Raw genomic sequence first — 20,267 nt, 5'->3', positions numbered from 1 at the left:
TCATTTTACAATGGATAGAAATTTAAGAAAAGAAAGAATCGGAGTGGTTTCCAGCAATAAAATGGAAAAAACTATTGTTGTTAGTGAAACTACAAGAGTAAAGCACCCGATGTACGGTAAATTCGTTTTGAAAACGAAAAAATATACTGCACACGACGAGAACAACGAATGCACAGAAGGTGATACAGTTTTGATCCAAGAAACTAGACCTTTGAGCAAGAGCAAGAGATGGAGATTAGTAAGAATCATTGAAAAAGCTAAGTAATAATGTTACAAACAGAATCAAGATTAAAAGTTGCTGATAACACAGGTGCAAAAGAAGTACTAGTTATCAGAGTTCTGGGAGGAACCAGAAGAAGATATGCTTCAGTTGGTGATAAAATCGTTGTTACTATCAAGGATTCTACACCATCAGGAAACGCTAAAAAAGGTCAGGTATCTAAAGCTGTAGTAGTAAGAACTAAAAAAGCAGTAAGAAGAAAAGATGGTTCATACATCAAATTCGACGACAATGCTTGTGTATTACTAAACGCAGCGGGAGAAATGAGAGGAACTCGTGTTTTCGGACCAGTTGCTCGTGAGTTGAGAGATAAAGAATATATGAAAATCATTTCATTAGCTCCTGAAGTACTTTAATTTTTAAAATTTTTAAAAGAAATGTCAAAGTTAAAAATAAAAAGAGGAGATAACGTAATCATTACTACTGGTAAGAAAGATATCAAAGGTAAGACTGGTGAAGTTATTGAAGTGATCAAGAAAGAAGGAAGAGACCCAAGAGTAATTATTGCAGGACTTAACATCGTTAAAAAACACGTTAAGCCTTCAGCTTCAAATCCTCAAGGAGGAATTACTGAAAAGGAAGCTTCTATTCATATCTCAAACGTAGCTTTAGTTGGTAAAGATGGAAAAGCTATCAAAATCGGTTACAAAATCGAAGGAGATAAGAAAGTAAGAATCAACAAAAAAACGGGTGAAACTTTATAATTTGAATTAACATGGAATTTATAGCAAGACCCAAAAAAATATACAGAGAAACAATTGTTCCAGCGATGATGGAAGAATTCGGGTACAAGTCAATCATGCAAGTACCTAGATTAGAGAAAATCGTTGTATCACAAGGTTTAGGAGACGCTACTGCAGATAAGAAAATTATCGATTATGCTGTAGAAGAACTTTCAAACATCACAGGTCAGAAAGCAGTAGGTACGATCTCTAAGAAAGACGAAGCTGCATTCAAATTGAGAAAAGGAATGCCTGTAGGTGCGAAAGTAACATTGAGAGCTCACAGAATGTATGAGTTCTTAGACAGACTTACTTCTTCTGCTTTGCCACGTATCAGAGATTTCTCTGGTATCAAAGCTGATGGTTTCGATGGTAGAGGTAACTACAACTTAGGTATTACTGAGCAAATTATCTTCCCTGAAATCGTAATCGACAAAGTGAAAAAAATCCAAGGGATGGACATCACTTTTGTTACTACTGCGAAGACAGATAAAGAAGCTAAAGCATTACTAACTCACTTCGGTTTACCATTTAAAAAGAACTAAGAAATGGCTAAAGAATCAATGAAAGCGCGTGAGCGCAAAAGAGAAGCACTAGTTGCTAAATACGCTGACAAAAGAAAAGCTTTAAAAGAAGCTGGTGATTATGAAGGACTTCAGAAATTACCTAAAAATGCTTCTCCTGTAAGATTACACAACAGATGTAAACTAACAGGTAGACCAAGAGGATATATGAGAACGTTCGGACTTTCCAGAGTAACTTTCAGAGAAATGGCAAACAACGGTCTTATCCCAGGGGTAAGAAAAGCTAGTTGGTAATAATTACTAATTAAAATCGAGACAATTAAGTTGTTTAGATACTAAAGAATAAATATCAGACCGAGGTTTTCTGAAGTCTGATATTTTTATCTTCAAGTCTTTTCAATACTGATTGTCTTTAACCAATAATTTATAAAAGAAAAATGGTAACAGATCCAATTTCAGATTTCCTAACAAGAGTAAGGAACGCACAAAGCGCAGGCCACAAAGTGGTGGAAATTCCTGCATCGAAAATCAAAAAGGAGATTACTAAGATCCTATTTGATCAAGGGTATATCTTAAACTTCAAGTTTGAAGATAACGCTGTTCAAGGAGTGATCAAAATCGCTTTAAAGTACGATAAGCAAACTAGCAAACCTGCTATTAAGTCTATTCAAAGAGCTTCTAGACCAGGTTTGAGACAGTACAAAGGTTCTACGGAACTTCCAAGAGTACTAAACGGTTTGGGTATTTCTATCATCTCTACTTCTAAAGGAGTAATGACTGACAAGAAAGCTAGAGAAGAGAAAGTAGGCGGTGAAGTAATCTGCTATGTTTATTAATTTTTAATCAGAGGAAAATGTCAAGAATTGGTAAAGCAATTATAACAATTCCAGCTGGAGTTACAATCACTGAAAATAACGGTGTAGTAACTGTAAAAGGAGCAAAAGGAGAACTTTCTCAAGAGCTTACAGCAGGAATTACTTTAGAACAAAAAGATGGTGAGCTTAATGTAAACAGACCATCTGATTCTAAGCAACACAAAGCGCTTCACGGTTTATACAGAGCGTTAATCGCCAACATGATCGTTGGTGTAACTGAAGGTTTCGAAAAGAAACTAGAACTAGTAGGGGTAGGATATAGAGCTTCTCACACAGGTCAAAAACTTGAGTTGGCTTTAGGATTCTCTCACGGTATCGTATTAGAGCTTCCAGGTGAAGTGAAAGTTGATACATTGACTGAAAAAGGTAAAAACCCAATTATTACTTTAGCGTCTCATGACAAGCAACTTCTAGGAATGGTTACTGCAAAGATCCGTTCTTTCAGAAAGCCTGAGCCATACAAAGGAAAAGGTGTAAGATTCGTAGGAGAAATTGTTAGACGTAAAGCTGGTAAATCTGCTTAATAAATTATAAGTATTATGGCATTAAGTAAATTAGAAAAAAGAATAAGAATCAAAAGAAGAGTAAGAGGGAAAATCTCTGGATCTTCTGAATTGCCAAGATTATCTGTATACAAAAGTAATAAGGAAATTTACGCTCAGTTAATCGACGATAAAAATGGTAAAACTTTAGCATCAGCTTCTTCTAGAGAGAAAGGTGTAGACGCTAAAGGTACTAAGACTGAAATTTCTGCTGCTGTTGGTAAAGCTATCGCTGCTAAAGCTATCGCTGCAGGAATCGGAAGTATTGTATTTGACAGAAACGGTTTCGTATATCACGGTAGAGTGAAAGCTCTAGCTGACGGTGCGAGAGAAGGTGGACTTAAATTCTAATCATTAAATTTCGGAAAATATGTTAGGACTAGATAATATAGAAAGAGTAAAACCGGGAGGATTAGAATTAAAAGATCGTCTCGTAGCTGTTAACAGAGTAACAAAAGTAACAAAAGGGGGTAGAGCTTTCGGATTTTCTGCTATTGTTGTAGTAGGAAACGAAGAAGGTATTATTGGTTTCGGTTTAGGAAAATCTAAAGAGGTTGCTTCTGCAATTGCTAAAGCAGTTGAAGACGCTAAGAAAAACCTTGTGAAAGTTCCTGTAATGAACCACACTATTCCTCACCAAACTACTGCTAGATACGGTGGTGCAGATATCTTCTTAAGACCTGCTTCTCACGGTACAGGACTTATCGCCGGTGGTGCGGTAAGAGCAGTATTAGAATCAGCTGGTATTCACGATATCCTTTCAAAATCTAAAGGATCTTCTAACCCTCACAACGTAGTGAAAGCTACTTTCAAAGCGTTATTAGACATCAGAAGACCTGAAGAGATCGCTAGAATGAGAGGAGTTTCTCTAAGTAAAGTGTTTAACGGTTAATATAAAAACAATGGCAACAATTAAAGTAAAACAAGTAAGAAGCGCTATTGGTAGAACAAAAACCCAAAAGAGAACGCTTGAAGCATTAGGATTAAAAAAACTTCACCAAGTTGTAGAACATGAAGCTACTCCTTCCATCTTAGGAATGATCGCTGCAGTAGGACACTTACTTGAAGTTCAAAAATAATTTTATAAAAGAGAAATTAAAATGAATTTAAATAACATACAACCTGCTGCTGGATCTACTTTCAACTCAAAAAGAATTGGTAGAGGTCAAGGTAGTGGAAAAGGAGGTACTTCAACAAAAGGACACAAAGGTCAAAAAGCTAGAGCTGGTTATTCTCAGAAAATCGGTTTCGAAGGTGGACAGATGCCTTTACAAAGAAGATTACCTAAATTCGGATTCAAAAACGTAAACAGAAAAGAGTTTAGAGGAATTAACCTTGATACTATTCAAACTTTAATCGAGAACAAATCTATTACTGGAGAAATCACGAAAGAAGTTTTAGTAGCAAATGGAATAGTTTCTAAAAACGAATTAGTGAAAATTATGGGTAGAGGAGAATTGAAATCTGCGGTTTCAATCTCTGCTGACAAATTCACTAAGTCTGCTGAAGAGCTTATTGCTAAGGCAGGAGGAAAAGCAATTACCTTATAATACTTACTAATGAAAGAATTTATACAAACACTTAAAAATATATGGAGCCTAAAGGAATTAAGAGATAAAATTCTCTTTACGTTAGGTATTATCCTTGTGTATAGATTCGCATCTTATATCTCACTTCCCGCAATTAATCTTGCAGAGGTGGGAGATCTCTTAGAGCATTATAAAAATCAAGGCGGTAACAAGCAAGGAGCAGGTCTCCTTGGCTTGCTTTCGTCGTTTACGGGGGGAGCTTTTAGCCACGCTTCCGTAATGGCGTTGGGAATCATGCCTTATATTTCTGCTTCTATTATTGTTCAGTTGATGGGGATGGCTATTCCTTATCTTCAGAAGCTTCAGAAAGATGGAGAGTCAGGTAGAAATACATTGAACCAAATTACAAGATGGTTAACGATTGGAGTTTGTCTGGTACAGGCACCTTCTTACCTAACTTCTATTACTCAATTATTCTTACCGTATGCTCAGTTCCAATCTGCATATTTTGTAGAGCCAAATTCTATCATGTTCTGGTTACCAAGTATTGTTATTCTGGTTGCTGGTTCAGTGTTCGCAATGTGGTTAGGTGAAAAGATTACCGACAAAGGAATCGGAAATGGTATTTCCATCCTTATTATGGTAGGTATTCTTTCAAGACTACCTGAAGCATTCTTACAGGAGATGGCCGTGCAGAACGGAAAAGGAGGAATGGGATCTATCATGATCCTTATTGAAGTATTATTCTGGATGGTGGTAGTTCTTTTAGCGGTGATCTTATCAGTTGCTGTCAGAAAAATCCCTATTCAGTATGTAAGCAGAGCTCAAGCAAGAGGAGGTGTAAACAAGAATCTTATGCAGGGCGCAAGACAATGGATCCCATTGAAAGTAAATGCTGCTGGTGTAATGCCGATTATCTTTGCTCAGGCATTGATGTTCGTACCAGGATTATTAACAAAATTCGATGAGTCCAACACTTTTCTTGCAGGTTTCAAGAATGTTTTTAGCTGGCAGTACAATGTATTGTTTGCGCTATTAATTATTATCTTCTCGTTTTTCTATACTGCAATTACAATTCCGGTAAACCAGATGGCTGATGACTTAAAGAGAAATGGAGGTTTAGTACCGAAAGTAAGACCCGGTAAAGAGACAGCTGATTACTTAGATGATATTTTATCAAAAATTACCTTGCCAGGTGCAATTTTTTTATCTATCTTTGCAATCCTTCCGGCAATTGTGCATGGAAGCTTTGTTCAGACAGATGCGTTTGCCCTATTTTTCGGGGGAACATCATTGTTGATTATGGTGGGTGTAATTTTAGATACAGTTCAACAGATTAATACATATCTGCTGAACCATCATTATGATGGCTTAATGCAGTCTAAACTGTCTAGAACGACTGGATATTAATTTATGGCAAAACAAAAACATATTGAACAAGACGGCGTTATAACGGAAGCACTTTCGAACGCCCAGTTCCGTGTAGAACTTGAAAATGGGCATATTCTTATTGCTCATATTTCCGGCAAAATGCGAATGCACTATATTAAACTTTTACCTGGTGATAAGGTAAAACTAGAAATGTCTCCCTACGATTTAACAAAAGGGAGGATCACATTTAGATACTAAAACATTTAGCCAAATGGAATACACATTCCATTTGGCATTTGTAAAAAATAAATACTATCAAAATGAAAGTAAGAGCATCAATTAAAAAAAGAAGCGCTGATTGCAAAATTGTACGCAGAAAAGGTGTGCTATTCGTAATCAACAAGAAGAACCCAAAATTTAAACAAAGACAAGGTTAACATTAAATTATGGCGAGAATTGCAGGTATTGATTTACCAAAAAACAAAAGAGGTGTTATCGGTTTAACTTACATCTATGGAGTAGGAAGAAGTACTTCTTCTGAAATCCTTAAAGCTGCCGGTATCAGCGAAGACAAGAAAGTCAACGAATGGAATGACGATGAATTGGCTGCAATCAGAACATATATCTCCGAAAACGTTAAAGTAGAAGGAGAATTGAGATCTGAAGTGCAATTGAACATCAAGAGATTGATGGACATAGGATGCCAACGAGGAATACGTCACAGACTAGGATTACCTTTAAGAGGCCAGAGAACGAAAAACAACTCTAGAACCCGTAAAGGAAAGAGAAAAACAGTTGCTAACAAGAAAAAGGCAAGTAAATAATCGTTAGGAATTATGGCAAAACAAAGTAAAGTAGTTAAAAAAAGAAAAGTAAAAGTTGAAGCTATTGGTGAAGCACATATTCAAGCTTCTTTCAATAACATCATCATTTCTTTAACAAATAAAAGCGGAGAAGTTATCTCTTGGGCATCTGCCGGTAAAATGGGTTTCAGAGGTTCTAAAAAGAATACTCCATTTGCTGCTCAAATGGCAGCTGAAAATTGCTCTAATGTTGCTCACGAAGCTGGATTAAGAAGAGTAAAGGTATACGTTAAAGGTCCTGGTGCAGGTAGAGAATCTGCAATCAGAACGATTCACAATTCAGGAATTGAAGTGAGTGAAATCGTTGATGTGACTCCAATGCCACACAATGGATGTAGACCACCAAAAAGAAGAAGAGTTTAATTTTTAGAATTTACCCATTATGGCAAGATATATTGGACCTAAAACTAAGATTGCTAGAAAGTTTGGTGCTGCAATCTACGGAGATGATAAGAACTTCGAAAAAAGAAAGAACCAACCGCCAGGACAACACGGTCCTAACAAAAGAAGAGGTGCTAAAAAATCAGAATATGCAGTTCAGTTAGCTGAAAAACAAAAAGCTAAATATACTTACGGTATTTTAGAAAGACAGTTTGCTAATTTATTTGAAAAAGCACACAGAAGCAAAGGTGTAACAGGTGAAGTACTTTTACAGCTTTGTGAATCAAGATTGGATAACGTAGTATACAGATTAGGGTTTGCAAAAACTAGATCTGGAGCTAGACAATTGGTTTCTCACAGACACATTACTGTGAACGGAGAAATTCTTAATATCCCTTCTTACTTGGTAAAAGCTGGTGATGTAATCACTGTAAGAGAAAAGTCTAAGTCTCTTGAAGTTGTTACCAATTCATTGGCTTCTAAGTCAAACTATGAGTGGTTACAATTCAACGATGAGAAGAAAGAAGGTACTTTCATTTCTGCTCCTGAAAGAATCCAGATTCCGGAGGACATTAAGGAAAACCTTATCGTCGAACTTTACTCTAAATAATTTTTTAATCAAATTTTTGCTCAACCCAATAATATGGCAATTTTACAATTCATAAAACCCGATAAAGTAATTTTACTTAACTCTGATGAATTTAAAGGTCAATTCGAATTTAGACCTTTAGAACCAGGTTTCGGGCTTACAATCGGTAATGCTTTGAGAAGAGTGTTGCTTTCTTCTCTGGAAGGATACGCTATTTCATCTATCAAAATAGAAGGTGTAGAGCACGAATTTTCAACTATTCCAGGAGTAATCGAAGACGTTACCGAAATTATTCTTAACCTTAAGCAGGTAAGATTAAAAGCTTCAGCAGAAGGCCAGGCTAACGAGCAGGTTGTTGCTAAAGTTTCAGGTCAGACGGTTATTACTGCTGGTGATTTAGGGAAATCTATCAATGGATTTGAGGTTCTAAACCCAGATTTAGTGATTTGTAACCTAAACAGTGATGTAACTTTCGAAATTACTTTCAATATTGAAAAAGGTAGAGGGTATGTGCCTTCTGAACAAAATAAGTCAAACAATGCTCCTGTAGGAACTATTGCTATCGACTCTATTTTTACGCCGATCAAGAAAGTACAATATAGCATTGAAAATTATCGTGTAGAGCAAAAAACAGACTACGAAAAACTTGTATTAGATATAGAAACTGACGGGTCTATTAGCCCTCAGAATGCTTTAACAGAAGCTTCTAAGATATTAATTTATCACTTCATGTTGTTCTCTGATGAGAGAATCACGCTTGAAACTGAAGCTGTAAAAGCATCTATCCAATATGATGAGGAAACTCTTCATACAAGACAACTACTTAAGTCTAAATTAGCAGATATGGATCTTTCAGTAAGAGCCCTTAACTGTCTTAAAGCAGCTGAAGTAGAAACTCTTGGAGAATTGGTTTCTTACAGTAAGTCTGATTTGATGAAATTCAGAAATTTTGGTAAAAAATCTTTGACAGAACTAGAAGAATTAGTGCATTCAAAAGGTCTTAACTTCGGTTTCGACGTTGCAAAATATAAGTTAGACGCTGATAAATAATTAATAATGAGACACGGTAAAAAATTCAATCACTTAGGAAGAACAGCTTCTCACAGAAGCGCTTTACTTTCTAATATGGCTTGTTCTCTAATTGAGCATAAAAGAATCAACACTACTGTAGCTAAAGCGAAAGCTTTAAGAGTATATGTTGAGCCTCTATTAACAAAAGCAAAAGAAGATACTACACACAACAGAAGAGTAGTATTCTCTTATCTTCAAAATAAATTTGCGGTTGCTGAATTATTCAGAACTGTAGCTCCTAAAATCGCTGAAAGAAACGGTGGTTATACAAGAATCATTAAGACAGGTTTCAGACCAGGTGATGCTGCTGATATGGCTCTTATCGAATTGGTAGATTTCAACGAGCTTTACAACCCTAATGCTGAAGAGAAAAAAGCTACGAGAAGAAGCAGAAGATCTACAACGGCTAAAACAGCAGTAGTTGCTGATGCACCTGTAGTAGAAGAGAAAGTAGAAGAAGCTAAAGCTGATTCTGCTGAAGAAAAAACTGAAGAATAATATTCATTCAGATATATAATGAAAACCATTCGTAATACGGATGGTTTTTTTTTATTTCATTAATGTTTAATTAATATATTTAGAATAACTTTGAGGGTTTAAAAAAATCATTGATCATGATCATCGTAAAAGATAAGTTAGGAAAAACAATTTCCGGGGAGAGCATTACCTTTACAGAATCTCCCAATAAAGAGGGAATTATTATTCCGGAATACATTATCATTCATTTCACAGCAGGACGCGGCGCTGAAAATTCGATAAACTGGTTTCAAGATCCTACAGCAAAAGCTTCAGCTCATATTATTATCGATAGAGATGGCAGAATTACCCAAATGGTGGAATTTAATAAGAAAGCCTGGCATGCAGGGAGAAGCCGATGGGCCGATCGTTCAGGGTTCAATGATTTTTCTATTGGTATTGAGCTCGAAAATCCGGGAAGACTTACGAAAGTAAATGAACGGTTTTATGCATGGTTTGAAAAAGAATATTCGAAAGATGTGGTAGTGGCAGCGAAGCATAAACATGAAAATTCTACTTCTTATTGGCATAGCTTTACAGAAAAACAATTGGAAACCTGTTTCCAGGTTTGTAAGCTGTTGATGGAAACCTACAATATTAAAGATATTCTGGGGCATGATGATATTGCTCCTTTCAGAAAGAATGATCCGGGTCCGGCATTTCCTATGGAAAGTTTCAGAGCGAAGCTATTGGGAAGAGAGGATGATACTGCAGATATGTTTGAGGTAAGTGCTGAATATGCTAATGTAAGAACTGGTGCAGGAACAGCATTTGAAACAGTGGTTAAACTTAAGAAAAATACCCAGGTCGAGTTTATTAAAAGTAAACTGGGATGGTTCTATGTATATGTTTTGATGGAAGCAGGAAAAGATGGTGAACCTATATATGGTTGGATCAACAGTGATTTGGTGAAGAAAGTTTAAAACTTATATAAATAAAATGTCCCTCTTATTGAGGGACATTTCTATTTTAAATTTTTGTTCTTTTCAGTTCAATAATATTATTACCTTGTTCAAGGTGAAGGCTGTCTCCTTTTACCCTTGCGGTCATATCATCTTTCTTGTAAATCGTTTCATCACCTTTGGTTTCTGATTTAGGTAATGTAAATGTTTTCTTATTGCTGGTAATGGCTACTGTACTTTCCTTCGGATCATTTTTGAAAACAACTTTTACCAATGTCCCATCTGTAGCTTTATAAACAAAATCTGTTTTCTCAGTTTTCTGTCCATTGATATCCACAGTAGAAGAACTTTGTGTTACAGAATCTATTTTTCCATTGTTGTCCGTAACTACAGTTGTTGAACTGTCTGTTTTGATAACGCTTTTGTTTCCGCTTTCGCTTTTTTTACAGCTGACCACAGTTATGGCAAGTACAGCACCTAGTGCTAAAAGACCTTTTTTCATGATTATATTATTTGATATTTACTATGATTTTTATATTTTAATTTTACAAAAATCATGCCTGACAATATGAGAATTTTCCATTGATATTCATGTATAATTCTCTTTTTTTAATCAAGAAAATAAAATAATAGTAGAGAGTCTGTTTCTATAAAATAATTATTGAGGGTTGAGTATCGTTTCTAAAGCTTTATTTGATTTCTACACACTATTTCTTTTGTTATGTTGGTATTAATTTAAATTAATATTGTTTTTGCAACGAAAAATTGATTAGATTTAGTAAAAACTAAAAGACTGAACCATAACTATCAATTCAAATGTCAATATTACACAAAGGTGTAATTGATTCCCATTTATTTTCTGTTGAAATTTGTTACAAACAAAAAAGGTCATGAGCATTTCCATCGCCATAGTAGAAGACGAAAAGAACTACAACAATGCGTTGAAGAAAGTCATCAATTACCAGGAGGACATGAAAGTAATCGCTCAGTTCTTTGACGGGAATGATGCTATGAAAAATCTACCCGACTTTTCTCCGGATGTAGTGATGATGGATATCCAGCTGCAAGATATGCTCGGAATCGAAATCATAGAAAAGTTACGAAAAGAAATGCCCAATACACAGTTCATCATGTGTACAAGTTTTGACGATGATGAAAAGATCTTCAATTCTTTAAAAGCCGGTGCTATGGGGTATTTGGTGAAAGGAGAAAGCATGGACAAGATTCTTTCTTCCATCCGGGACGTATACCACGGTGGAGCTCCAATGAGTTTTTCTATTGCCCGAAAAGTTCTTAAACATTTTGAAAAAAAACTTCCGGAAATCAAAGGCTTCGACGAACTTACGGAACGGGAAAAAGAAATTCTGGAACTTCTTTCGCAAGGGCTTCTCTATAAGGAAATCGCTGATCAGAAATGTATCAGTATCGATACCGTCAAAAAACATGTTGGCAATATCTACAGAAAACTCCACGTAAACAATAAAGTGGAGGCTATCAATAAGTTTAACAATTTTAAAAACTAAGAAATTATGGAGACATTAGAGTTAAAAAATCCCGAATTTGGGACAGAGGCTATTGGAAACAAACTAGCGGATCTGGTTTCGCTAAGAAAAGAAAGAACTAATCCATTGGTTGCAGCAGGACATATGGATCATGATATCGGAATCATGTTTATGTTTCAGGCGAAAAAAGGTGTTTTAAGTAATTCTGGAGCTGCATCAAAACTGGTCAATCCGTATCTGAACAGCTATTTGGTAGATATAAGTACTTTTGAAACATTATTCAACACCTTCAGTCCTCAGGGAAAAGGGATTAAATTTGAGTTTATATTCATTAGCCAGCAGGATTATATTAAGTACACGGGCAGTACAAATGTTTCTACCGGTGCAAACGAATTTTTATACTTTGTTGCAACACCATTGGATCATAATGATAACGCAATGGGACATTATATTATCTTTAATTTGGGACATAAGTTTGAAGCAGATATGGACTTCATTAGCCCTGAAGAAAGACGAATCTTGCATAATAACTGTCTGTCATCACAATTTTATACTAACATGAATACTTACAGAGCTCCATTGCTGCAGGCAGAAGGAATATACTATACCTGGGCAGATATCAATAAGATATTGCATGAAAGAAATATAGATGGTCGCCTTTACAAAGAAGTCCAGTTTACTCTTGGTGAAGTGATAGAGCTTGACATCATCAGAGAGTATTTCAGAGATAATCCTTATTATGCTTTCGATGATGTGGCGTATGCTGCAGCCTATAACGGAAATGAAAAAAGACTTACCCCAATCGGAAGATACCTGCCGGATGACCTTGTCGGAAAAGAAGTATTTTTCGATATGGGCTCACTTTATCCATAGAAATGCTCATTCAGATTATCTACATATCAATACTCTTTATAGATACTGTAAAGTCGATGGTTTTAGCTGGGAAGAAAGGTCTTTCCAGCCAAAACTATTTTACGGTATATTTATTTCTGTCTCTATGTCTGGAGCTTTATGGACATTATAAAATATATATTCAGGAATTCGACTTTGCTTATCTCTTCAATTATTACAGTATTTTTCTGATTATCTTTTTCAACAGATATTATGCAAAAATTTTCCCTCAAAAATTCAAAACACTCTTTCTGTATGTCCTCATTGCCATACTTGCCTATATTGTTCTGTTTGTGAAATTTTATAGTGAAAACTATGAAAATACATTAGGAATATTAGTTTGTTTTTATTTTATCATCAATGCATTGGTTTGGTTCTATTTCAGGCTGAAAAACTTTGACGAAATAAAGATTTTTAACGATCCCCATTTTTGGGTTTCTTGTGGCTTACTTTTTTGGAGTATCTTCTTTCTTTTTAGGTCAATACCAATGTTTTTTCTTAAAGAGAATGATCCTGGTTTTCTACAAATTTTAAAAGTTATACAGTACTGTGTTAACATCATTATGTATGGAATATTCTATATTGCCCTAAGGAAATTTGAAAATAGCGGAAAATAAAACACAATATGAAACAATTGCCGGATACAATAAGATTGGCTTATATTATAGCAGTCATTCTGTTAATAACTTTTGTTATTTTCATTGTTTTCATTGTTGTTTTGTATAATAAAAGGCAGCTTTTTTATATTCAGCAGCAACAGCTTAAAGAAGCCGAACATCAAAATCAGCTTCTTCAGAAAGAACTCGAAAAACAAAAAATTCTGGAAAAGGAACGGGAACGCATTTCCCACGATATGCACGATGATCTCGGAGCAGGAATTTCTGCATTAAAACTTCAGGCAGAATTTATAAAACAAAAAGCATCAGATGATGATCTTCAAAACGACATTGATGAACTTCTGAAAACCTCAGAAGAAATGAATATCTCCATGAGAGAAATGCTTTGGAGTCTAAACTCCGGAAATGATACATTGGGTAGCTTTATCGATTACGCAATCTTGTATACCGGAAATTTTTTAAAAAAAACAAAAATAGTATTACGTTCGGAGTGTGAAGATATCATTACTGAAACTTCTATTTCCACAGAAATGAGGCGCAATCTTTTTCTCTGTTTGAAAGAAGCGGTCAATAATGTGTATAAGCACAGTCAGGCAAGCACTTTGAAACTTTCATTTTCTCAGGATAAAGATAACTTTTATATGAAAATCGAAGATAATGGATTGGGGATTCCAGATGACCAGCCAAAAGGAAACGGTCTCAGAAATATGAAAAGGAGAATGACTGAATTATCGGGTGAATATAATATCTCATCCCAAAATTCAGGAACTTCTTTGATCTTCAAAATCACATTATAGATCAACTTAATGGCAGCAATGCTTGATAGTGTCACTCTTATATATTACCCTTTTGTGTAATTGACAGGTATGGTTTTTTAATGGAAATTTGATATATAAAACCAAAAGCCATGAAAACTCTTATTAACGACAGTATTGGAGATTTAGAAGTTGCTTTAAAAAACAACAGTGATCTTCAGGAGAAATTCAAAACAAATCCTGTAGAGGCTATTAAAAATGTTGAGATAAAAAATCCGAAAGACACAGATTATTGGATCTATAGAATTATTGTACTGATGCTTGGGTTGGCAGTGATTGCCATTATAGCAGGACTTATTCTTATTTCTTTCTGGAATCAAGGGAAATCTCCTGATGCTCAGTTGGTGACAATCTTTGCAACCATTTCCTCAGGATCAATAGGCGCTCTGGCGGGGCTATTATCTCCTTCTCCCAGAAAATAACATAACTAAAAAAAAACTACATACCATAAAAGCTTTAAAAATGAAACGGTATTGCTGTATTATCCTTTTTTAGGGGTACCAGAACAAAACGAAAAGTTAAGTAATATTAAAATTAATTTCAAACTCCAGTATTTTTGATATCTGGAGTTTTTTTATGACTCTTTTTCCCATTTTAAACTGCAAATTCCACCCAAAGAAATTGTAGAGTTATCATAATATAAATTAACTAAAATTTAACTTGCATTTATTTCAAAAAAATCCCTCGAAATACCCCTGAAAGTTTAATTTTGATTAAATTTGTCTAAACTAAAAAAATAAAAAATGAGTGCAATTTCTTACATAGAAGCAAGACAGATTTTAGATTCCAGAGGAAATCCTACCATCGAAGTAGATGTATTTACAGAAAGTGGGGCAATGGGCCGTGCTGCTGTACCTTCAGGAGCGTCTACAGGAGAACACGAAGCGGTAGAATTACGTGACGGTGGTTCAGAATATCAGGGAAAAGGAGTTCTGAAAGCTATTGAAAATGTAAAAGAAGTAATTGCAGAGAATTTAGTTGGGCAGCCGGTTTTCGAACAAAACTATATCGATCAGATTATGATTGATCTTGACGGAACGGCTAACAAAGGAAATCTAGGTGCTAACGCTATTCTTGGTGTTTCTTTGGCCGTAGCAAGAGCTGCAGCTGCAGAATTGGGAATGCCTCTATATAAATATGTGGGTGGTGTGAATGCAAACACACTTCCTGTTCCAATGATGAATGTTATCAACGGTGGATCTCACTCAGATGCTCCTATTGCATTCCAGGAATTCATGATTATGCCTGTAAAAGCAGATTCTTTCTCTCATGCATTGAGAAAAGGAACTGAGATTTTCCACAATCTTAAATCTATTCTTCATTCAAGAGGTTTATCTACTGCGGTAGGTGACGAAGGTGGTTTTGCTCCTACTTTCAAAGGAACTGAAGATGCTTTGGATACATTACTTCAGGCAATTGAAAAAGCAGGCTATAAGCCAGGTGACGACATTATGTTAGCACTTGACTGTGCCGCTTCTGAATTCTACAAAGATGGAATTTACGATTACAGAAAATTCCAGACTCCGGATGCAGCTCAGTTTTCAAGCAGTGAACAGGTTTCTTACCTTGCGGAATTGGCGGCTAAATATCCAATCATTTCTATCGAAGACGGTATGCAGGAAAATGACTGGGAAGGTTGGAAAATGTTAACTGATAAAATCGGTGACAGAGTACAGTTAGTAGGAGATGATTTATTTGTAACCAACGTAGAAAGGCTATCAAGAGGAGTAAAAGAAAATATTGCCAACTCTATCCTTGTAAAAGTAAACCAGATTGGTTCTCTTTCTGAAACAATGGCAGCGGTACAAATGGCTCAGAATAACAAATTCACTTCAGTAATGTCTCACAGATCAGGAGAAACTGAAGATTCTACCATTGCTGATTTAGCGGTAGCAATGAACTGTGGACAAATCAAAACAGGTTCAGCTTCAAGATCAGACAGAATGGCAAAATACAACCAGTTGTTGAGAATTGAAGAAGCTCTTGGTGAAACTGCAATTTTCCCAGGATTAGAAGCATTTAAAATAAAAAGATAATTGAATTTATAAATAACGGCAAGCGATAATTTTTGTTTGCCGTATTTTATGGAAAGTGGTATATTTAAAAAAAATAAATAAATAATGTCAGACAACAAAGTAATATTGAATTACGACGGTAATTCATATGAATATCCAATTGTGGATAGTACTATCGGAGACAGAGGGATTGATATTTCAAAATTAAGAGACCAGACAGGTTTGATCACTCTGGATTTAGGTTACAAAAATACAGGAGCTACTATTAGCGACATCACTTACTTAGACGGAGATAAAGGAGAATTATTCTACAGAGGTTATCCAATTGAGCAAATTGCTGAAAAATCTAACTTCACTGAAGTAATGTATCTTTTATTACATGGAGAATTACCTAACCAGGATCAGTTTACTTCATTCGACAATAATATTAAAAAATATAACTTCATCGCAGACGAAATGAAAAAGATCATTGATGTTTTTCCTCGTTCTGCTCACCCTATGGGGGTTTTATCTTCTATGACTTCTGCTTTGACAGCTTTTAACCCTAAAGCCGTTAATGTAAACTCTAAAGAAGAAATGGATCATGCAGCTGAGCTGATGATTGCTAAGTTCTCTCACCTTTGTGCTTGGACTTACAGAAAAACTCAAGGTTTACCATTAAACCACGGAGATAACAACCTAAACTATGTAGAGAACTTCTACAAAATGGCATTCAGATTACCAAACGCTGATTTCGAAATTGATCCGGTAGTAGTAGGTGCTTTAGATAAATTATTAATTCTTCACGCTGACCACGAGCAAAACTGTTCTACTTCTACAGTAAGAATGGTAGGTTCTGCTCACACAGGTCTTTTTGCTTCTATCTCTGCTGGAGTATCTGCACTTTGGGGACCACTTCACGGTGGAGCTAACCAGGCTGTAATCGAAATGCTTGAGCTGATCGAGAAAGATGGTGGTGATGTATCTAAATATGTTGCTAAAGCGAAAGATAAAAATGATAACTTCCGTCTAATGGGATTCGGACACAGAGTTTACAAAAACTTCGACCCAAGAGCGAAAATCATCAAGAAAGCTGCTGACGATATCCTTACTGCACTTGGTATTCAGGATAAAGCTCTTGACATTGCAATGCAGTTAGAAAGAGTAGCACTTGAGGATGAGTACTTCATCGAAAGAAAACTATATCCAAACGTAGACTTCTATTCAGGAATTATCTACAGAGCATTAGGAATTCCTACAGAAATGTTTACCGTAATGTTTGCATTAGGAAGACTTCCAGGATGGATTTCTCAGTGGAAAGAAATGAGACTAAAAGGAGACCCGATTGGAAGACCAAGACAGGTTTACCAAGGTGCTCAGGAAAGAAACTACATCGATATTGCAAGCAGATAATATTTGCTTTTATCATAATAAAAAAAATCCCAAGGTTTACTTGGGATTTTTTGTTTTTTACAACTTATCCAGTAATAACTAAAGCTGTAATAAGATTGCCCTCGATTCTGAAATAAAAATTTAGGAGTACTGGGCTTCCATCGAAGGAACCGGAAATATTGATCTTTAAAAGAATTGTGTGATCCCTTGTTGAAAAATCTTGTACTTCAAACGATGTTTGAAATTGATTGTTGGATTTCTCATTCCATTGTCTTATTTCCTCTTTTCCGCTATATATTTTTCCTTCATCAAACACAGTTGCCTGATCCGAAAAACAATTGGAAAAAGATGTACTGTCAAAAAGTTTCTGTGCTTTTAAAAATTCTTGTAAAATGTTCGGTAGATTCATGTTTTATTTTAAATAATTAAATAGTAGGAATGGTGCCGCCATCTACTACATATTCGGTTCCTGTTAAATATCCAGCTCGTGGAGAAACTAGAAAACCAACAAGCTCTGCAATATCTTCAGGTTGTGCAGGTTTACCGATGGGGATCCCTCCCAGTGCATCCATGACACTTTGCGTAGCTTCTTCAATAGTGATCTTTGAACTATCAGCAATACGTTCCATCATTCGGGTTGCTGATGAAGTCATAATCCAGCCCGGAGAAACAGTGAGTACACGGATCCCTTTTGGGGAAACTTCTTTTGATAAACCTTTACTGTAGTTGATAAGTCCAGCTTTGGCAGCTGCGTAGGGTAATGTAGAATCAAATAAAGGTAATCTTCCCTGAATAGATGCAATATGGATAATTACTCCATTTTTCCGCTCCAGCATTTGGGGGAGAAATCCTCTGTCTAAACGGACTGGTGCGAGAAGATTCGTCTGAATCGTGTTCTCCCAATCTTCATCACTCAGAACAGCAAAACCGCCACCGGGCGTATCTGAACCGCCGAGGGTATTAATCAGAATATCCAGTCTTCCAAAAATTGAAAGAACTTCTCTTACCAGTTTTTCAGTTTCTTTTGGCTGGCTCAGATCGCCTGCGATAAAATGAAGGCGGTTGTTCATATTTTCAGGTTGATTTCTTGCAGTGACGATTACAGTGGCGCCTGCAGCTAATAATCTTTCGGCAATGGCTTTTCCTGTTCCTTTTGTTCCCCCTGTTACCAAAGCAATTTTATCTGATAATTCGTTGTTGAAATTAAATGATTCTGTCATGATTTCTTTTTTGTACAAATTTCAGGAGTATGACAGGCTCATACAAGTACGGGGTTACGAATCATATACGGATAAATTGATCCCTATTGTTGTATCCTGTCATTTGTATTACATTTGTTATATGTATGAAAGAAAAATCCCACCTAATCTGAATTGCGGGCTTGATCTGATTGCCGAAGTACTCTATGGTAAATGGAAAATCCGTTTGTTGTGGTTTATTAATGAAGGAATTCAGAGACCAAGTGAACTGCAACGGAAGATTCCCAATGCTTCCCGTAGAGTTTTGAATGTGCAGTTGAATGAACTTGAAGAGCATGATCTCGTGACTAAGAAAATTTATCCTGTTTTGCCTCCAAAAGTAGAATACAGGCTTACAGAGTTTGGACAGACACTAATTCCTGTGATTGCTGGACTAGGAAAATGGGGGGATGATCACGAAGAGCGTTTGCGAACATTGATTTTAAAAAGGTTGGAAAACGGATCAGAGAATAATGTTGAGCAGCCTTAAGGACCAATTTTACTATTTTACAAAAAATATAGAAAACCGGATACAATAATTTGATTAAATTTACTACTGTAAAAAATTAATATACAATGACTTTAGGACAGCAGCTGTTATTTTTCTTTAGTGTGGTAGGAGCATTCAATGGGCTTCTGCTGGGAATTTATCTGCTGTTTGTTAAAAAACTGAAATACCTGCCAGACTTCTTCCTTGGACTTCTTCTTTTAATGCTGAGTACAAGAGTAGGAATTTCTGTATGCATCTACTTTTATCCTGATTTACCAAGAATTATCCCGCATTTGGGATTGTCGGCCCTATTTTTTACAGGCCCGGCCTTATATTACTATGTGAAATCTTCCTTCCAGCAAGACCAATTTGATTGGAAGAGCTGTCAGAAGTGGTTTGGGATATTAACGATTATTTTAGGAGCAGTCGGGTTATTATATTTGGTGTTTCCTATTACGTGGGATCACTATTTTGGAAGTTTCATTTATACCGCGTGGTCTGTATTTATATTTCTTACGGTGTATCAGTATTATACTTTGGTTAAACAGAACCATACAAACCCAAACAAATTTGTTCTTCCGGTATTGATCAGTAATGTGATTATCTTTTTAACCTATCAGCTGATTTCTACAGGTTGGGTACAGATATACTGTGCGGGAGGGAGTCTTGTATTTTCATTTGTGCTGTATGCAAACTTTTTGATCTTATTCAATAAAAAACATCAACAGCTCCCGGTAAAAGAAGCCGGAAGATATTCCAATAAAAAAATTTCAGAAGAACAGGCCGATAATTTTGTATCCAGATTACAGAGGCTGATGAGTGCTGAAGAACTTTATAGAAATCCGAATCTTAAACTGAGCGATCTGGCTTCCAGAATGAATATGTCTGCCCATCAGCTTTCCCAACTATTGAATGATAATTTGGATAAAAGTTTTTCAACTTATATCAACGAATACAGGATCAGTGAAGCCTGTGAGAAAATTGAAAATGGATCCTATTTGAAAATTGAGGAGATTGGGTATGAAGTAGGATTTAATTCCAAATCAACTTTCTTTTCTACTTTTAAGAAGATAAAAAATACAACACCGCTTTTGTACAAACAATCAAAAACCCTTACTGAGCCTAGGTTTCAGAGTTTGGATTTATAATTCAGTACTGCGGAA

Annotated in this window: 32 protein-coding genes; 29 read left to right on the top strand and 3 right to left on the bottom strand. The window is 35.8% G+C overall.

Going from position 1 to position 20,267, the window contains the following annotated elements; genetic code table 11:
- The first annotated feature begins 10 nt into the window (after positions 1–10).
- The 20 genes from rpsQ to C1634_RS00300 all read left to right on the top strand — a co-directional run bounded on the left by rpsQ (position 11) and on the right by C1634_RS00300 (position 10,186).
- Positions 11–265, top strand: a complete 255-nt coding sequence (gene rpsQ, locus C1634_RS00395) for a 30S ribosomal protein S17 (protein WP_027371715.1) — start codon at positions 11–13, stop codon at positions 263–265.
- 2 nt (positions 266–267) lie between these two features.
- Complete coding sequence (gene rplN, locus C1634_RS00390) at positions 268–636, top strand: 50S ribosomal protein L14 (protein ID WP_002983226.1); 369 nt, start codon at positions 268–270, stop codon at positions 634–636.
- 21 nt (positions 637–657) lie between these two features.
- Entirely contained in the window at positions 658–984 is a 327-nt protein-coding gene (rplX, locus tag C1634_RS00385; RefSeq protein WP_103231552.1) for a 50S ribosomal protein L24, read from the top strand.
- 11 nt (positions 985–995) lie between these two features.
- Positions 996–1,547 (top strand): 50S ribosomal protein L5, encoded by a 552-nt coding sequence (rplE, locus tag C1634_RS00380; RefSeq protein WP_109737756.1) that lies wholly within the window; start codon positions 996–998, stop codon positions 1,545–1,547.
- Between the two features lie 3 nt (positions 1,548–1,550).
- Positions 1,551–1,820 (top strand): 30S ribosomal protein S14, encoded by a 270-nt coding sequence (gene rpsN / locus C1634_RS00375; RefSeq protein WP_076353267.1) that lies wholly within the window; start codon positions 1,551–1,553, stop codon positions 1,818–1,820.
- 143 nt (positions 1,821–1,963) lie between these two features.
- Positions 1,964–2,362: a 30S ribosomal protein S8 gene (gene rpsH, locus C1634_RS00370; protein ID WP_103231550.1), complete on the top strand. Its 399-nt coding sequence runs from the start codon at positions 1,964–1,966 to the stop codon at positions 2,360–2,362.
- Positions 2,363–2,379: 17 nt separating this feature from the next.
- Complete coding sequence (gene rplF / locus C1634_RS00365) at positions 2,380–2,925, top strand: 50S ribosomal protein L6 (protein WP_103231549.1); 546 nt, start codon at positions 2,380–2,382, stop codon at positions 2,923–2,925.
- A 15-nt stretch (positions 2,926–2,940) separates the two neighbouring features.
- Positions 2,941–3,294, top strand: a complete 354-nt coding sequence (gene rplR, locus C1634_RS00360; protein WP_103231548.1) for a 50S ribosomal protein L18 — start codon at positions 2,941–2,943, stop codon at positions 3,292–3,294.
- Positions 3,295–3,313: 19 nt separating this feature from the next.
- Positions 3,314–3,835 (top strand): 30S ribosomal protein S5, encoded by a 522-nt coding sequence (gene rpsE, locus C1634_RS00355; protein WP_045491132.1) that lies wholly within the window; start codon positions 3,314–3,316, stop codon positions 3,833–3,835.
- Between the two features lie 10 nt (positions 3,836–3,845).
- Positions 3,846–4,022, top strand: coding sequence for a 50S ribosomal protein L30 (rpmD, locus tag C1634_RS00350; RefSeq protein ID WP_027371710.1), 177 nt, complete (start codon positions 3,846–3,848; stop codon positions 4,020–4,022).
- 21 nt (positions 4,023–4,043) lie between these two features.
- Positions 4,044–4,493 carry a 50S ribosomal protein L15 gene (rplO, locus tag C1634_RS00345; protein ID WP_103231547.1) on the top strand — a complete coding sequence of 150 codons (450 nt, stop codon included), beginning with the start codon at positions 4,044–4,046 and terminating at the stop codon, positions 4,491–4,493.
- A 9-nt stretch (positions 4,494–4,502) separates the two neighbouring features.
- Positions 4,503–5,882 (top strand): preprotein translocase subunit SecY, encoded by a 1,380-nt coding sequence (gene secY, locus C1634_RS00340; RefSeq protein WP_103231546.1) that lies wholly within the window; start codon positions 4,503–4,505, stop codon positions 5,880–5,882.
- Between the two features lie 3 nt (positions 5,883–5,885).
- Positions 5,886–6,101, top strand: coding sequence for a translation initiation factor IF-1 (gene infA, locus C1634_RS00335; RefSeq protein WP_034684855.1), 216 nt, complete (start codon positions 5,886–5,888; stop codon positions 6,099–6,101).
- Positions 6,102–6,163: 62 nt separating this feature from the next.
- Positions 6,164–6,280: a 50S ribosomal protein L36 gene (gene rpmJ / locus C1634_RS00330; RefSeq protein WP_007839480.1), complete on the top strand. Its 117-nt coding sequence runs from the start codon at positions 6,164–6,166 to the stop codon at positions 6,278–6,280.
- Between the two features lie 9 nt (positions 6,281–6,289).
- A complete protein-coding gene (rpsM, locus tag C1634_RS00325) occupies positions 6,290–6,667 on the top strand; it encodes a 30S ribosomal protein S13 (RefSeq protein WP_002983260.1) in 378 nt (125 codons plus the stop codon).
- A gap of 12 nt (positions 6,668–6,679) precedes the next feature.
- Entirely contained in the window at positions 6,680–7,069 is a 390-nt protein-coding gene (gene rpsK / locus C1634_RS00320) for a 30S ribosomal protein S11 (RefSeq protein WP_047491454.1), read from the top strand.
- A 19-nt stretch (positions 7,070–7,088) separates the two neighbouring features.
- Positions 7,089–7,697, top strand: coding sequence for a 30S ribosomal protein S4 (rpsD, locus tag C1634_RS00315; protein WP_103231545.1), 609 nt, complete (start codon positions 7,089–7,091; stop codon positions 7,695–7,697).
- Between the two features lie 33 nt (positions 7,698–7,730).
- Complete coding sequence (locus tag C1634_RS00310; protein WP_103231544.1) at positions 7,731–8,726, top strand: DNA-directed RNA polymerase subunit alpha; 996 nt, start codon at positions 7,731–7,733, stop codon at positions 8,724–8,726.
- A gap of 6 nt (positions 8,727–8,732) precedes the next feature.
- Complete coding sequence (rplQ, locus tag C1634_RS00305; protein WP_103231543.1) at positions 8,733–9,245, top strand: 50S ribosomal protein L17; 513 nt, start codon at positions 8,733–8,735, stop codon at positions 9,243–9,245.
- A gap of 116 nt (positions 9,246–9,361) precedes the next feature.
- Positions 9,362–10,186, top strand: a complete 825-nt coding sequence (locus C1634_RS00300; protein ID WP_103231542.1) for an N-acetylmuramoyl-L-alanine amidase — start codon at positions 9,362–9,364, stop codon at positions 10,184–10,186.
- 46 nt (positions 10,187–10,232) lie between these two features.
- Here the strand turns inward: C1634_RS00300 and C1634_RS00295 are convergent, their stop codons facing one another.
- Positions 10,233–10,667: a hypothetical protein gene (locus tag C1634_RS00295; protein ID WP_103231541.1), complete on the bottom strand. Its 435-nt coding sequence runs from the start codon at positions 10,665–10,667 to the stop codon at positions 10,233–10,235.
- A gap of 388 nt (positions 10,668–11,055) precedes the next feature.
- Here C1634_RS00295 and C1634_RS00290 point away from each other — a divergent pair, with 388 nt between their 5' ends.
- From C1634_RS00290 to C1634_RS00260, 7 genes are all read left to right on the top strand, one after another.
- Entirely contained in the window at positions 11,056–11,688 is a 633-nt protein-coding gene (locus tag C1634_RS00290; RefSeq protein WP_103231540.1) for a response regulator transcription factor, read from the top strand.
- 6 nt (positions 11,689–11,694) lie between these two features.
- Complete coding sequence (locus tag C1634_RS00285) at positions 11,695–12,540, top strand: hypothetical protein (protein WP_103231539.1); 846 nt, start codon at positions 11,695–11,697, stop codon at positions 12,538–12,540.
- A gap of 2 nt (positions 12,541–12,542) precedes the next feature.
- Complete coding sequence (locus C1634_RS00280) at positions 12,543–13,175, top strand: hypothetical protein (RefSeq protein ID WP_103231538.1); 633 nt, start codon at positions 12,543–12,545, stop codon at positions 13,173–13,175.
- Between the two features lie 8 nt (positions 13,176–13,183).
- Positions 13,184–13,972, top strand: a complete 789-nt coding sequence (locus tag C1634_RS00275) for a sensor histidine kinase (protein ID WP_103231537.1) — start codon at positions 13,184–13,186, stop codon at positions 13,970–13,972.
- 110 nt (positions 13,973–14,082) lie between these two features.
- Positions 14,083–14,412, top strand: a complete 330-nt coding sequence (locus tag C1634_RS00270) for a hypothetical protein (RefSeq protein WP_103231536.1) — start codon at positions 14,083–14,085, stop codon at positions 14,410–14,412.
- Positions 14,413–14,733: 321 nt separating this feature from the next.
- Positions 14,734–16,026, top strand: a complete 1,293-nt coding sequence (gene eno / locus C1634_RS00265; RefSeq protein WP_103231535.1) for a phosphopyruvate hydratase — start codon at positions 14,734–14,736, stop codon at positions 16,024–16,026.
- Positions 16,027–16,110: 84 nt separating this feature from the next.
- Positions 16,111–17,397, top strand: a complete 1,287-nt coding sequence (locus C1634_RS00260; RefSeq protein WP_103231534.1) for a citrate synthase — start codon at positions 16,111–16,113, stop codon at positions 17,395–17,397.
- A 64-nt stretch (positions 17,398–17,461) separates the two neighbouring features.
- On the opposite strand, the gene C1634_RS00255 is transcribed toward C1634_RS00260, so the two are convergent.
- Together C1634_RS00255 and C1634_RS00250 are read right to left on the bottom strand one after the other, a co-directional pair.
- Positions 17,462–17,785 (bottom strand): hypothetical protein, encoded by a 324-nt coding sequence (locus C1634_RS00255; RefSeq protein ID WP_103231533.1) that lies wholly within the window; start codon positions 17,783–17,785, stop codon positions 17,462–17,464.
- 16 nt (positions 17,786–17,801) lie between these two features.
- Complete coding sequence (locus tag C1634_RS00250; RefSeq protein WP_109737754.1) at positions 17,802–18,596, bottom strand: SDR family oxidoreductase; 795 nt, start codon at positions 18,594–18,596, stop codon at positions 17,802–17,804.
- Positions 18,597–18,717: 121 nt separating this feature from the next.
- Here C1634_RS00250 and C1634_RS00245 point away from each other — a divergent pair, with 121 nt between their 5' ends.
- Both C1634_RS00245 and C1634_RS00240 read left to right on the top strand, forming a co-directional pair.
- Complete coding sequence (locus tag C1634_RS00245) at positions 18,718–19,104, top strand: winged helix-turn-helix transcriptional regulator (protein ID WP_103233315.1); 387 nt, start codon at positions 18,718–18,720, stop codon at positions 19,102–19,104.
- Between the two features lie 86 nt (positions 19,105–19,190).
- On the top strand, positions 19,191–20,252 hold the full coding sequence (locus C1634_RS00240) for a helix-turn-helix domain-containing protein (RefSeq protein ID WP_103233314.1): 1,062 nt from the start codon (positions 19,191–19,193) through the stop codon (positions 20,250–20,252).
- The last annotated feature ends 15 nt before the right edge of the window (positions 20,253–20,267 follow it).

The organism is Chryseobacterium viscerum, assembly GCF_002899945.2.
Classification (GTDB): Bacteria; Bacteroidota; Bacteroidia; order Flavobacteriales; family Weeksellaceae; genus Chryseobacterium; species Chryseobacterium viscerum.
The sequence above is the reverse complement of the archived record's forward strand: the minus strand, read 5'-3'. Positions and strand labels throughout refer to the sequence as shown.